This is a genomic window from Streptomyces sp. NPDC038200 (assembly GCF_055600785.1).
Genome location: NZ_JBVJYH010000010.1, coordinates 31,684 through 44,871 on the forward strand (window position 1 = coordinate 31,684; position 13,188 = coordinate 44,871).

The window sequence follows — 13,188 nt, forward strand, 5'->3', positions numbered from 1 at the left end:
CTCACTCGTGCGGGACCACGGCCACCGGGCAGCCTGCGTGGTGGAGCACCCCGTGCGCGACCGAGCCGATCCGGGCGCCGACGGCCGTGCGGCGCGCCCGCCGCCCGACGACCATCAGCTGCGCCCGGCCGGCCATCGACAGCAGCACCTGGCCCGCGCTGCCCATCTCGAGGTGCTCGGCCACCGGCACCTCGGGGAACCGCTCGCGCCAGGGCTGGAGGGCCTCGGCCAGCGCCTGCTTCTCGTACGGTTCGAGACCGCCCGCGTCGTCCAGCAGCTTGAGGGAACCGGGGCTGTAGGCGAAGACCGGGGGCAGGGTCCAGGCTCGTACGGCCCGGACGGCCGCGCCGCGGGCCGCCGCCGTCTCGAACGCGAACCGCAGCGCCGCCGCGCTGTCCTCGGGGCCGCCGTGCTGGCCGACCACGACGTCCCGGCCGGCCGCCTCCGCCGCCGCCTCGTCCTCGGCGCGCACCAGCACGACGGGCCGGGACGTCTCCGCGATCACCTGCTGGCCGACCGAGCCCAGCAGGAACCCGACGACGGGTCCGTGGCCGCGCGAGCCGAGCACCAGCATCTCGGCGCCGGCCGCCGCCTCCGCCAGCGCGTGCGCGGCTCCGCCCTCGACCACGTCGGTGGTCACCGTCAGCCCCTGATGACGCTCGGCGACCGTGCGCACGGCCTCCGCCACCCCCTCCGACACCCACCCCTGCTGGGTGTCCCGGTCGGCGGTGGCGAGCGCCTCGGCGTACCGCCAGGCGTGCACCACGCGCAGCGGCAGCCCCCGGCGGACGGCCTCCCTGGCCGCCCAGTCCAGCGCGGCCAGACTCTCCTCCGTGCCGTCCACCCCTGCCGTGATCGGGCGTGTCATCCGTGGGCCTCCTCGTCGTCGCCGGGTCCTCGCGGTGCCGATGCCCGCTGTCGGGACGCCGGCGGTCACCCCCAATGATGATCTCCGGCACACGGGCCGTGCCACCGGCTCCCCGGTTCCCCGGGCGCCCGCGCGCTCACTGGTCGCTGTGGGACAAGCGTCGTGCTCCATCGGGCAAGCGGAACCCGGAGCCCGAACATACGATGGCCTGGAACCGGTGCGGTGGTCCCCAGGACACCGTGCCGTGGGATCCGGACACTCGGGTGGGGAGACGCATGACACAGGCCGCCGAGACGGCGCGGACCGTCATCCTGACCGTGGACGACGACCCGGGGGTCTCCCGTGCCGTCGCCCGCGATCTCCGGCGGCGCTACGGCGAGTCGTACCGGATCGTGCGCGCCGAGTCCGGCGAGTCCGCGCTGGACGCGCTGCGCGAGCTGAAGCTGCGCGGCGATCTGGTGGCGGTGATCCTGGCCGACTACCGCATGCCGCAGATGAACGGCATCGAGTTCCTGGAGCAGGCGCTCGACGTGTACCCGGGAGCGCGACGGGTGCTGCTCACCGCGTACGCGGACACCAACGCGGCGATCGACGCGATCAACGTGGTCGACCTCGACCACTATCTCCTCAAGCCCTGGGACCCGCCGGAGGAGAAGCTCTACCCGGTCCTGGACGACCTGCTGGAGGCCTGGCGCACCAGCGATTTCCGGCCGGTGCCGAGCACCAAGGTGGTCGGGCACCGGTGGTCGGCGCGCTCCTCGGACGTGCGCGAGTTCCTCGCCCGCAACCAGGTGCCGTACCGCTGGTACTCGGTGGAGGAGCCGGAGGGCCGGCGGCTGCTGACGGCGGCGGGACAGGACGGGCGGCGGCTGCCGCTGGTGGTCACCCCGGACGGCGCCGCCCTGGTCGAGCCCGAGGCTCCCGAACTGGCCGCACGGGTGGGCCTGGCGACGACACCGACCGCCGACTTCTACGACCTCGTGGTGATCGGCGGCGGACCGGCGGGCCTCGGCGCGGCCGTGTACGGGGCCTCCGAGGGGCTCAGGACCGTGCTGGTGGAGCGGTCGGCGACCGGCGGGCAGGCCGGGCAGAGCTCCCGGATCGAGAACTACCTCGGATTCCCGGACGGCGTCTCCGGCGCGCAGCTCACCGACCGGGCACGGCGCCAGGCGGCGAAGTTCGGCGCCGAGATACTCACCGCCCGTGAGGTGACGGCGCTGGAGGTCAACGGCGCCGCACGCGTCATCCGGTTCGCGGACGGCTCGGCGATCGCCGCGCACAGCGTGATCCTCGCGACCGGCGTGCAGTACCGGCAGCTGGAGGCCGCGGGCTGCACCGACCTGACCGGCTGCGGGGTGTTCTACGGCTCGGCGCTGACCGAGGCCGCCTCCTGCCAGGGGCAGGACATCTACATCGTCGGCGGCGCCAACTCGGCGGGCCAGGCGGCGATGTACCTGTCGCGCGGCGCGAAGTCGGTGACCCTGCTGGTGCGCGGGTCGGACCTGTCGGCGTCCATGTCGTACTACCTGATCCAGCAGCTCAACGAGGCGCCGAACATCTCGGTGCGCCCCCACACGGTCGTGGACGCGGCCCATGGCGCCGACCACCTGGAGCAGCTGACGCTGCGTCACACCGTGACCGGGGAGACCGAACAGGTCGACGCGCAGTGGATGTTCGTGTTCATCGGGGCCGCCCCACTCACCGACTGGCTGGGCGACACGGTGCTGCGCGACGAGCGCGGGTTCATCCTGGCCGGCCCCGACCTGACCGCCGACGGCCGGCCGCCGGCCGGCTGGGAGCTGGACCGGCCGCCGTACCACCTGGAGACCAGCATTCCCGGCGTGTTCGTGGCGGGCGACGCACGCGCCGAGTCCGCCAAGCGTGTCGCGTCCGCCGTCGGAGAGGGAGCCATGGCCGTGATGCTCGTCCACCGGTACCTGGAGCAGTCGTGAGCGGGCAGCTCATGCCGTGCAGCGCCAAGGAGATCGGCTCGCTGTTCCTCTTCGAGAAGCTGAGCGCCGAGCAGCTGGGCCGGCTGTGCGCGGCGGGGCGGGTGGAGCTGTTCCAGCCGGGCCCCGTGTACACCGAGGGCGACCCGGCCACCTGTTTCTTCGTGATGATCGAGGGCACGGTCGTGCTGTCCCGGCGGGTCGGGGGCGACGACGTGGAAGTCACCCGGACCTCGCAGTCCGGGGTGTACGCGGGCGCGATGCAGGCCTATCTCGGCGACCGGGTGCGGCAGGTCTACAACAACTCGATGCGGGTCACGCAGCCGACGCGGTTCTTCGTGCTGCCGGCGGACCTCTTCGCGGACGTGATGCGCGAGTGGTTCCCGATGGCCGTGCACCTGCTGGAGGGCCTGTTCTTCGGCTCGAAGAACACCCAGGCGATGATCGGGCAGCGGGAACGGCTGCTGGCGCTGGGCTCGCTGTCGGCGGGGCTCACGCATGAGCTGAACAACCCGGCGGCGGCCGCCGTCCGGGCCACCGCGACCCTGCGGGAGCGGGTCGCGAAGATGCGGCGCAAGCTCGGCCTGATCGCCGAAGGGCCCTTCTCCCGCGAGGTGCTGGCGAGCCTGGTCGAGATCCAGGAGCGCACCGCCGAGCGGGTCGCGAAGGCCCCGGTGCTCAGCCCGCTGGAGGCCAGCGACCGGGAGGACACGCTCACCGAGTGGCTGGAGGACCACGGCATCGACTACGGCTGGCAGGTGGCGCCCACCTTCGTGCAGGCCGGACTCGACGTCGACTGGCTGGAGCAGGTCGCGGCGGCGGTGGACGAGGAGATCCTGCCCAACGCGGTGGGCTGGCTCAACTACACCATCGAGACCGAGCTGCTGATGTCCGAGATCGAGGACTCCACCACCCGCATCTCGCACCTGGTCGACGCGGCCAAGCAGTACTCGCAGCTGGACCGGGCGCCCTACCGGGTGGTGGACGTGCACGAACTCCTCGACAGCACGCTGCTGATGCTGTCCGGGAAGCTCGGCTCGGGCATCGAGGTCGTCAAGGAGTACGACCGCACGCTCCCGCCGGTCCCCGCCTACCCGGCCGAGCTGAACCAGGTGTGGACCAATCTGATCGACAACGCCGCCTCGGCCATGAACGGCGCGGCCGGCCAGGGCACGTTGACCGTGCGGACGGCGCTCGACCACGAGCGACTGCTGGTGGAGTTCCGGGACACCGGGCCCGGCGTCCCGCCGGAGATCAAGGACCGGATCTTCGACCCGTTCTTCACCACCAAGCCGGTCGGCGAGGGCACCGGGCTCGGCCTGGACATCTCCTGGCGGATCGTCGTCAACAAGCACCACGGCAGCCTGCGGGTCGAGTCGGTCCCCGGCGACACCCGCTTCCAGGTGCTGCTGCCCCTGACCGCCGAGACCCCTGACGAGGAGCCGGTATGACCGACGTCGACGGAATCGATCCGCTCGTCCCGCCCAGCGGTACGGGCTGTGTGGAGTGCGAGGAGGCGGGCGGCTGGTGGTTCCATCTGCGCCGGTGCGCGCAGTGCGGACACATCGGCTGCTGCGACGACTCCCCCTCGAAGCACGCCACCGCCCACTACCGGGCGACCGGGCATCCGGTGATGCGCAGCTTCGAGCCGGGCGAGGCCTGGTTCTGGAACTACGCCACGGACGAGTTGTACTCCTCCGGACCCGAACTCGCCGCACCGGCCGCCCATCCCGCGGACCAGCCGGTCCCGGGTCCGGCGGGCCGGGTACCGGAGGACTGGGCGCGCACGCTGCGCTGAGGCCCGGAACGGCCTCGGGGCCGTTCCCGCCGGGGGTGCGCGCTGGTGAGGGGGCGGTCACCGGGGTGTCGTCCGTGCGGCGTGTCAGGATGGGGCCGTGTCGCAGACCCCCTTCATCACAGCGCCGTTGATCGGCCGGGACGAGGAACTGGCCCGGCTCACGGGCGTGCTGGAGCGCGCCCGGGACGGGGTGCCGGGAGCGGTGCTGCTCGCCGGGGACGCCGGGGTCGGCAAGACACGGCTGCTGGACGAGGTCGCCGGTCGGGCGGCGCGGGCCGGGACGACCGTCGTCACCGGGCACTGCGTGGACCTGGGGGACGTCGGCCTGCCGTATCTGCCGTTCACGGAGATCCTCGGCGTGCTCGCCGCCGACGAGCGGTTCACGGCCGTGCTGGCCGCGCATCCGGCGGTGGACCGGCTGCTCGGCGCCGGGCCGGACGCGGCCGGCGGCGCGGACCAGCGGCTCAGGCTCTTCGAGGACGTCGCCGGGCTGCTGGCCGATCTGGCGGCCGTGACCCCGCTGCTGCTCGTCCTGGAGGACCTGCACTGGGCCGACCAGTCCTCCCGGGATCTGCTGCGCTTCCTGCTCAGCCGGGGCGTGCTGCACCGGCCGGGCGGCGGCGCCCCGGACCGGCGGCACGCGGTCCTCGCCTCCTACCGCGCCGACGACCTGCACCGCCGCCACCCGCTGCGGCCCCTGCTCGCCGAGCTGGTCCGGCTGCCGGCCGTGGAACGCCTGGAGCTGCGGCCCCTGCCGGATCCGGAGGTGGCGCGGCTCGTGCGGGCCCTGGAGGACCGTCCCCTGCCCGACGCCGTCGTGCACGGCATCGTGGCCCGCGCGGAGGGCAACGCCTTCTACGCCCAGGAACTGCTCGCGGCTGCCGACGACTGTCCCCCCGGTTCGCACGGAGCCGAGCACCCGGGGACGGACACCGGCGCCGTGCCCAGCGGCCTCGCCGATCTGCTGCTCATCCGGGTCGAGCAGCTGTCCGAGACCGCCCAGCAGGTGCTGCGGACCGCGGCCGTGGCCGGGCGGCGCGTGGAGCACGCGCTGCTGCGCGAGGCGGCCGGACTGCCCGAGGAGGCGCTGGAGACGGCGCTGCGGGAGGCCGTCGGCCACCAGCTCCTGCTCCCCCGGGACGACGGCACGTACGCCTTCCGGCACGCCCTCACCCGCGAGGCGGTCTACGCCGACCTGCTGCCGGGCGAGCGGTCCCGGCTGCACGGTGCGTACGCCCGGCTGCTCGCGGCCCGCGGCCGGGCCCCGGAGACCGCGGCGGAGCGTGCCCACCACTCCCGGGCAGGACGCGACCTGCCCGGGGCGCTCGCGGCCTGCCTGGAGGCCGCCGACCACGCCCGGCGGCTGGGCGCCCCCGCCGAGGAGCTGCGGCATCTGGAGGCCGCCCTGGAGCTGTGGGAGTCGGTGCCGGCGACCGCGCGGCCCGCCGGGGAGGAGCTGAACCGGGTCACGCTGACCCTGCGCGCCTCGGCCGCCGCGGCCCGCGCCGGGGAGTTCCACTGCGCCGTCTCGCTGACCCGGGCGGCGCTCGCCGGGGTCGGTCAGGACGCCGGCGACGAGCTGGCCGCCCGGGTCCGGTACACGCTGGCCGGGAATCTGCTGACCGTGGACAGCCTGGCGGCGGCGTTCCGCTACAGCAGCGAGGCGCTGGCGATGATCCCCGCCGACCCGCCGTCGCGGACATGGGTGTGGGCGGCGGCCACGCATGTCTCCGCGGCCCGTGCGGTCGGCGAGGACGACACCGTGCTGGGTGTCGGCCGGCAGGCCCTGCGCACCGCCGAGGAGCTGGGCCTGCCCGCCGCCCAGGCCGATCTGCTGATCTCCCTCACCCTGGCCGAGGGCGGGGGCCGGCGCTCGCGGGAGGGCCGGGAGCGGCTGAAGCAGGCCCGGGAACTGGCCCGCACGGCGGGGAACGCGCCGGTGGAGATGCGCGCTCTGTTCAATCTGGCGATGGGCGCCTTCGAGTCCGGTGACCTGACGGAGTGCCTGCCGGTGCTGACCGACGGGCTCGACCGGGCGCGCCGGGCCGGGCTGCTGTCCTCGGCGTATCCGCTGGAGATGCGCTACCTCCAGCTGCTGGTGCTGTACACGCTGGGGCGCTGGGACGAGTGCCTGCGCGCGGCGGCCGAGGCGACCCCCGGGCTGCCCATGCCGGGCGGTGCCTTCGCGACCAGCCCCGCCCTGTACGTGGCGCTGGCCCGCGGCGACGGGAACGCCGCCGACCGGGCCCGGGCGCTGCTCGCGGGCCCGTTCGACTGGATGGGCACGCTGGTCGCCGGGATCGTGCTCGTCGACGCCGCCGTGCACGACGGCGACCCGGAGGCGGCCGTCGAGCGGCTGCGGACGTCGCTCGCGGCCCTCGGCGACGGTACGGCGCGCCGGCCCGGTGTGGCGGTCCGGCTGGCGGCGCTCGGTCTGGCGGCGGTCGCCGACCGGGTCACGGAGCTGCGGCGCGCGGGAGCCGTCAGCGCGGAGGCGGCCCGCTGGACGGACACCGGGACCGAGCTGGTGGAGCTTGCGCGGGCCACGGCCGGGCGGGACGAGACGGGCCGGGTGCAGGGCCCCGAAGGGCAGGCGTGGCTGGCCCGGGCCGAGGCGGAGTGGGCGACGGTCGTGTCCGGGCCGGATCCGGCGGCCTGGGCGGCGGCGGTCGCCGCCTTCGGGCCCGGCGACGTCTACGAGCGGGCGCGGTGCCGGCTGCGGTACGCGCGGGCGCTGCTGGCCGTGGAACGGCGGGCGGAGGCGGCGGAGCAGGCGCGGCTGGCCCGCGAGACGGCGGCCGGGCTGGGCGCGGCGCCGCTGCTGGACGGGATCGACGCGCTGGTCCGCCGGGGCCGCCTCGGGGCCGGTGCGGACCGGACGGACACCGTGGCGCTGACCGCGCGGGAGCGGGACGTCCTGCGGCTCCTCGCGCGGGGCCGCAGCAACCGGCAGATCGGCGAGGAACTGTTCATCACCGGTAAGACGGCCAGCGTGCACGTCTCCAACATCCTGGCCAAGCTGGGCGCCGCGAGCCGCACGGAGGCGGTGGCGGTGGCCTATCGGCGGGGCCTGATCGCGCCGGAGCCGGCCGGGTCGGGGTGACCTCGCCGAGGCGGGCGGAGCGGGCCGGCCGGGCCGCGGGGACCCGGCCGGCGCCGGTTCAGCGGGCGCACTCCAGGCCGTTGGGGTCGACGGCGTCGGCGAGGGCCTGCATGCCCTTGTCGTTGGGGTGCAGATGGTCGCCGCCGTCGAAGAACGGCAGGACGCGCTCGGGGTCGTAGGGGCTGCGCAGGATCCGGTCGAAGTCGGTGACGCCGTCGAAGTCGGCGCTGCCGCGCAGGAACCGGTTCACCTCCTGCCGTACGGCTTCGGCGGCGGGGTCCCATTCGGACCAGCCCTTGAACGGACCGACGGTGGCGACGACCACGCAGACGCCCGCCGCGTGTGCCCGCCGGGCGGCCTCCCGGTAGCCGGCGATCAGATCGGCCGCCGTCACACCGGTGTGGGCCTTGATGTCGTTGACGCCCTCGAAGAGGAGGACGGTCCGGACACCGGGCTGGCTGAGGACGTCCCGGTCCAGCCGGTGCAGCGCGGACTGCCCGGCGCCGTCGGCGAGGACCTGGTTGCCGGAGACGCCCTCGTTGGCCACGCCCTGGACGGCCGCGCCCGCCGTGTGCAGACGCCGGGCGAGGTAGTCGGGCCAGCGGCGGTCGAGGTCGGTGGTGGACTGCCAGCCGTCGGTGATGGAGTCGCCGAGCGCGACCACGGCGCCCCCGGGCGCGCGGGAGGGCCGTACCGCGACGGAGTCGAGGTACCACCAGGAGCCGGTCGTCCCCGTCCAGTCCGCTCCGCTCTCCTCGGCGGTGTGGTCGCCCTGGGCCAGGTACGACGTCTGCATCGCCATCCAGTGACCGGTGGCCGGGCCGGCCGCGTCCGGGGTGTGCAGGCTGACGGCCAGGTCGGCGCCGGCCGGGATCCTGCCGGGGAGCGGATCGCTCCAGGCGGCGGCGCCCGCCGGGACGGTGACCGTGCGGGAGCCGCCGAAGGTGACGGGCCGGTTGCTGCCCGGCAGCAGGGCGGCGCCCCGGTCGCGCAGGCCGGCGTAGACGCTGTCCAGGGTGAGCGGCCGGTCGCCGAAGGCGTTGGTGAGCCGCACCCGCAGGTCGCTGCCGCCGACGCTGGTGCGGACGACGAGCCGGTAGCCCCGGCCTGCCGTGCCCTCGCCCATGCGGTCGGCGCTCGCCGCCCAGGTGACCACGCCCGAGGTCGTGGCGGTGGATTCGGGCGGGGTGGCGGCTCGTGCGGCGGGCCCGGACTGGCAGGCGACGGCGGTGAGCAGGGCGGCGACGGCGCGGCGGCAGCGCCCCATCCGGCCGGTCACCGGGCGAGGTCCCGGAGCGTGACGGTCTCACCCGGTCGTACGCGGACCGTCCGGGACGTACCTGCGTGCCCCACGGAGGTCATGGTGCCGCCCACGCTGCGGATCCGCACCTCGGTGGGTTTCCCGTCCCGCCAGTCCAGGTCGACGACGAAGCCGCCGCGGGCCCCGGCTCCGGTCAGCGAGCCGGCCGCGGCCCAGGCGTCCGGGAGCGCCGGCAGCAGTTCCAGGTGGCCCGGGCGGGAGTAGAGCAGCATCTCGGTGACGGCGGCCGGGGTGCCGAAGTTGGCGTCGATCTGGAAGATGCCCCGGCCCTGTTCGACCTCGTAGATGTCGAACAGGTTGGGTGCGCTGCCGTTGCCGCCACCGGTCGACGGGCGCAGGTTGTTCACGACGAGCTGGTACGCCTTGTCGGGGTTCTTCAGACGCGCCCAGCACAGGGCCCGCCAGGCGTTGGCCCAGCCGAAGCTGTTCATGCCGCGGGCGGTGAGCAGGGCGGTGGCGCCGGTGACGATGCCGGCGGGAGTGGAGCCGTCGGGCCGGATGCGGTCGCCGGGGAACAGGCCGACGAGCGGGGAGAGATGCCGGTGGGTGGTCTCGCCGAGGTTGTCGGGGGACAGCCACTCCTCCAGCCAGCCCGTCCTCGGGCTCACGGCCGGGAGGTGGAGCCGGTCGCGCAGGTCGCCGACGGTGCGGGCGTAGCCGGCGTCGCGGCCCAGTTCCGCGGCGGCCGTGCGGTAGTTGCCGAAGAGCGCCCACACGAGTTCCTGGGCGTAGGTGATGCCCTTGGCGTCGAGGGGACCGTGTTCGGGAGACCAGTCGCTGTCGGCGATGAGGACCTCCCTGCCGCCGTCGGGCGGGGTGTGGGGGAGCAGCCGCGTCTCCCAGAACTCGCAGGCGCCCTTGAGCAGAGGGTAGATCTTCTCCAGGTGGGCGCGCGAGGCGGTGTACTCGTAGTGCTCGAACAGGGAGTTGCACAGCCAGGCGTTGCCCGCCGGGTGCCACCACCAGCCGCCTCCGCCGTACGGGTTGGTGGAGATGGCGACGGTCCAGCCGGCGATCCGGCCGCTGGAGTTGCGGTAGCGGTTGCGGGGGTCGTTGAAACGGGTGCGGGTCAGCTCGGTCCAGGACGGGAGCTGTGCCAGGCAGTAGTCGGTGAGGGCGTCGAAGCAGGGGGACAGGCCGGTCCGGTCGGCCATCCAGTAGTTCATCTGGATGTTGATGTCGGTGTGGTAGTCGCCCATCCAGTCGGGGTCGTTGCCGTCGAGCCAGGGTCCCTGGAGGCCGAGCGGCAGGCTGCCCCGGGAGCCGGCGATCATCAGGTACCGCCCGAACTGGACGTAGGCGGCCTCCAGTTCGGGGTCTGGCTCACCGTCGCGGGCACGGGCTCGCAGGCGTTCCCAGGTGTCCAGGGAGCGCTGTGCGGCGGAGGATGTGCCGAGGGAGAGGCCGAACCGGTCGAAGAGGGCGCGGTGGTCGGCGACGTGGGTGCGCAGCAGGGTGTCGGCGGAGTGCCGGGCGGCGGCACGGACCTTGGTGCGGGCGAGCGCCCGCGGGTCCAGGGCGGGGTCGCGGTAGTGGGCGGCGGCGTCGGGTGCGTAGTCGGTACCGCCGCTGAGCACCACGGTCAGTTCCCGGCAGCCGGAGAAGGTGAGGTGCGCGCCGGTCGTCCGGATGCTGCCGCCGCTGCCGTACGCGGCCACCGCGGCGCCGTAGCGGAGTCCGTTGGGGAGGCTGCCGGCGAAGGAGTCCGCCGTTCCGCTCTCCGCGTGCGTGCCGTCGAGCGTGATCGTGCCGGTGTACCGGCCGCCGCCGCTCTGGCTGAAGCGGAGCACGAGGACGTCGTCGGGGTGGCTGGCGAACAGCTGCCGGCGGTAGGTGGTCCCGGAGCGGACGTATGAGGTGGTCACCACGCCCTGCGCGAGGTCGAGGGTGCGGCGGTAGCCGGTGACGGCGGAGAGGTCGTGGTCGGGGATGTCGACGGTGAGCCGGGCGAGGAGGGTGAGGGAGCCGAAGTCGTCCCGGCCGTAGGGGAACTGGCCGTCGGAGTCGAGGGTGCCGTTGAGGCCGCCGGTCCACATCGTGGCGTCGGTGACGAGGAGCAGTTCCCGTCCGGGGTCGTTGGTGGCGAGGGCGCCGAGGCGGCCGTTGCCGACGGGCAGGCCCTGCCGGATGAGCGCGTGCTCGTCGGCGGGGGCCCGCCACCACAGCTGGTGGCGGGCATCGGCGGCGGGCAGGGCGGTGGGGCGCCGCGGGGCGGCGGTGGCGGTGAAGGCGGGCAGTGCGGTGAGGGCTCCGGTGGCCGCGGCGAGGGCGAGGAAGCCGCGTCTGCTGGGCGGGTGCTCCATGGCGGATTCCGATCACTGGCGGGGGGACGAGGGGACGTCGATGCGGTCGATGTCCGGGGCGTAGTCCGGACCGCTGTCGAAGGTGACGGTGTTGCTGCCGGCCTTGAGGGTGACGGGGACGGCGACCTTCTCGACGGTGCCCCAGTCACCGGTGGAGGGGAAGGTGTGGCGGGTGGCCGCGCCCGGGCCGGCGGAGACGTTCACCGGGCGGGCGTCGCCGCTGACGTAGGCCACCTCGATCAGGTAGGTGCCGGGCCGGTCCACGACGACGTGGTCGAAGCGGAGGGTGCCGCCGAGGTAGAGGTTGCCGACCTTCTTGCCGCCGGAGCAGGCGGAGCAGTCGGCGACGGAGGCGTTGCCGCCGAGGGTGTTGCCGCCGGCCTCGGCCTCGTAGCCGGTGGTGGCGGGGGCACTGCCGTGCGGGGCGACGGTGAACAGCCGGGAGCCGTGGGCGGGGAGGGCCTCCGTGATCGTGTTCCGGTGGGTGCCGAGGTTCTCGTGGTTCCACAGGTCGCGGACGGTGGCCCTGCCGGTGAAGCCGAGGGCGGAGAAGTCGGCGGTGACGGCGGCGGGGGCGTCGGCGAGGTTGAACAGGGCGACCGTGTAGGTGCCGTCGGGGTTCTTCGCGGCCCACACCTGCTGGGGGTCGGCGGGGGTGACCGGCCGGGCGGGCGGGGAGGCGCTCTGGTCGACGGCGATGACCTCGCGGTTGGTGAGGAGCTTCACCCCGTAGTCGTCGAGCCTGGTGAGGTCGTCACCGGTGTAGAGCGGGGACTTGGCGATGGCCCACAGGGTGGCGTAGGTCTGGCGTTCGGCCTTGGTCAGGCCGTCCATGGCACCGTTGCCGACGTCGAGGGAGTCCAGGTCGTTCCAGCCGCCGGGGCCGGCGTGCCGGGTCCAGCCGGGGGTGTCGGCGAAGCGGTCGTCGACGGAGTTCTCCCAGCTGACGAGGGTGTTGCAGTAGCACTCGACGTCGGTGTCGACGCGCCAGCCCTGCGCGTACTTCTTCCAGTCGGCGGCGTGGCCGATGTCCAGGGACCAGGACAGTTCGAGATGGATGGGGCGGCCGGTGGCGGCGATCGCCTGCTGCCAGGCGGCGACGTCGGCGACGTTGTCGTAGTGGTCGCCGCTCTTGAAGGAGCCGGGGCCCACGCCGTCGAGCTTGAGGAAGTCGTAGCCCCAGGAGGCGAGCAACCGGGCCTGGGAGTCGACGTACTTCCGGGTGCACGGCTGGGTGAAGTCGAGCTTGTAGGCGCTGTCCCAGCCGTTGGTGGTGCGCAGGTCGCCGTAGACGATGTCGGCGGTGGTGCAGCCGTCGGCGTCGCGGACGGGCACCTTGCCGTCGCCGTACGCCTCCTTCTCCAGGCCGACGGGCAGGTAGATGCCGGCCTTGAGGCCGAGGCCGTGGAGGTGGTCGGCGACCGCCTTCATGCCGTGCGGGAAGCGGACCGGGTCGGCCCGCTGGCGTCCGTTGGCGTCGAAGCCGGGCTTCCAGCTCTTGTCCCGCCACCAGCCGGAGTCGATGTTGACGTACTCGTAGCCGTACGGCTTGAGCTTCTTCGCCAGGGCGTCGGCCTGCTTGAGGACGTTGGCCTCGGTGAGGTAGCTGTAGTCGCCGTCCGGATTGAGGCCGGGGTAGTGGGACGACTGCATGCTCCAGCTGGACCAGCCCATGAAGGGCTTGGCGGCCGGGGCGGGGGTGGTGCCGGCGTGCGCGGTGGCCGGGACCGCCGTGCCGAGGCCGGCGGCGAGGGCCAGGACGACGGCGGCTCTGAGCCCGCGCGCGGGCAGGACGGAGTACGAGGGTGACCGCATGGGCCGTACCTCCTGGGTGGGTTCGGTTCGG

At 74.2% G+C, this 13,188-nt stretch carries 8 protein-coding genes; 4 read left to right on the forward strand and 4 right to left on the reverse strand.

All coding sequences use genetic code 11. The annotated features are described in order from the left end of the window. Position 1 precedes the first annotated feature (1 nt). On the reverse strand, positions 2-868 hold the full coding sequence (locus ACZ7KF_RS21495; RefSeq protein WP_471077186.1) for a universal stress protein: 867 nt from the start codon (positions 866-868) through the stop codon (positions 2-4). A gap of 275 nt (positions 869-1,143) precedes the next feature. Between ACZ7KF_RS21495 and ACZ7KF_RS21500 the strand changes: the two genes are divergently transcribed. The 4 genes from ACZ7KF_RS21500 (at position 1,144) to ACZ7KF_RS21515 (ending at position 7,718) form a co-directional block, all read left to right on the forward strand. Then, positions 1,144-2,820: an NAD(P)/FAD-dependent oxidoreductase gene (locus ACZ7KF_RS21500; RefSeq protein ID WP_471077189.1), complete on the forward strand. Its 1,677-nt coding sequence runs from the start codon at positions 1,144-1,146 to the stop codon at positions 2,818-2,820. Continuing rightward, positions 2,817-4,268 (forward strand): ATP-binding protein, encoded by a 1,452-nt coding sequence (locus ACZ7KF_RS21505; protein ID WP_471077192.1) that lies wholly within the window; start codon positions 2,817-2,819, stop codon positions 4,266-4,268. Before ACZ7KF_RS21500 ends, ACZ7KF_RS21505 begins: the two co-directional genes overlap by 4 nt. Further along, on the forward strand, positions 4,265-4,615 hold the full coding sequence (locus ACZ7KF_RS21510; protein ID WP_471077195.1) for a UBP-type zinc finger domain-containing protein: 351 nt from the start codon (positions 4,265-4,267) through the stop codon (positions 4,613-4,615). The genes ACZ7KF_RS21505 and ACZ7KF_RS21510 overlap by 4 nt, the downstream gene beginning before the upstream one ends. A gap of 97 nt (positions 4,616-4,712) precedes the next feature. Further along, positions 4,713-7,718, forward strand: a complete 3,006-nt coding sequence (locus tag ACZ7KF_RS21515; RefSeq protein WP_471077198.1) for a helix-turn-helix transcriptional regulator — start codon at positions 4,713-4,715, stop codon at positions 7,716-7,718. A 58-nt stretch (positions 7,719-7,776) separates the two neighbouring features. On the opposite strand, the gene ACZ7KF_RS21520 is transcribed toward ACZ7KF_RS21515, so the two are convergent. Genes ACZ7KF_RS21520 through ACZ7KF_RS21530 form a run of 3 tightly spaced genes read right to left on the reverse strand, consistent with a single transcriptional unit; the run spans position 7,777 to position 13,157 of the window. Continuing rightward, positions 7,777-8,985 carry an SGNH/GDSL hydrolase family protein gene (locus tag ACZ7KF_RS21520; protein ID WP_471077806.1) on the reverse strand — a complete coding sequence of 403 codons (1,209 nt, stop codon included), beginning with the start codon at positions 8,983-8,985 and terminating at the stop codon, positions 7,777-7,779. 8 nt (positions 8,986-8,993) lie between these two features. Then, positions 8,994-11,342 (reverse strand): glycosyl hydrolase family 95 catalytic domain-containing protein, encoded by a 2,349-nt coding sequence (locus ACZ7KF_RS21525; protein ID WP_471077201.1) that lies wholly within the window; start codon positions 11,340-11,342, stop codon positions 8,994-8,996. A gap of 12 nt (positions 11,343-11,354) precedes the next feature. Then, positions 11,355-13,157, reverse strand: a complete 1,803-nt coding sequence (locus ACZ7KF_RS21530; protein ID WP_471077204.1) for an alpha-galactosidase D — start codon at positions 13,155-13,157, stop codon at positions 11,355-11,357. Positions 13,158-13,188: the final 31 nt, after the last annotated feature.

Coding starts and splice junctions, on each gene's coding strand:
- ACZ7KF_RS21530 (WP_471077204.1), bottom strand. CDS start 13,157: ATGCGGTCACCCTCGTACTCCGTCCTGCCCGCGCGCGGGCTCAGAGCC.
- ACZ7KF_RS21510 (WP_471077195.1), top strand. CDS start 4,265: ATGACCGACGTCGACGGAATCGATCCGCTCGTCCCGCCCAGCGGTACG.
- ACZ7KF_RS21500 (WP_471077189.1), top strand. CDS start 1,144: ATGACACAGGCCGCCGAGACGGCGCGGACCGTCATCCTGACCGTGGAC.
- ACZ7KF_RS21525 (WP_471077201.1), bottom strand. CDS start 11,342: ATGGAGCACCCGCCCAGCAGACGCGGCTTCCTCGCCCTCGCCGCGGCC.
- ACZ7KF_RS21495 (WP_471077186.1), bottom strand. CDS start 868: ATGACACGCCCGATCACGGCAGGGGTGGACGGCACGGAGGAGAGTCTG.
- ACZ7KF_RS21520 (WP_471077806.1), bottom strand. CDS start 8,985: ATGGGGCGCTGCCGCCGCGCCGTCGCCGCCCTGCTCACCGCCGTCGCC.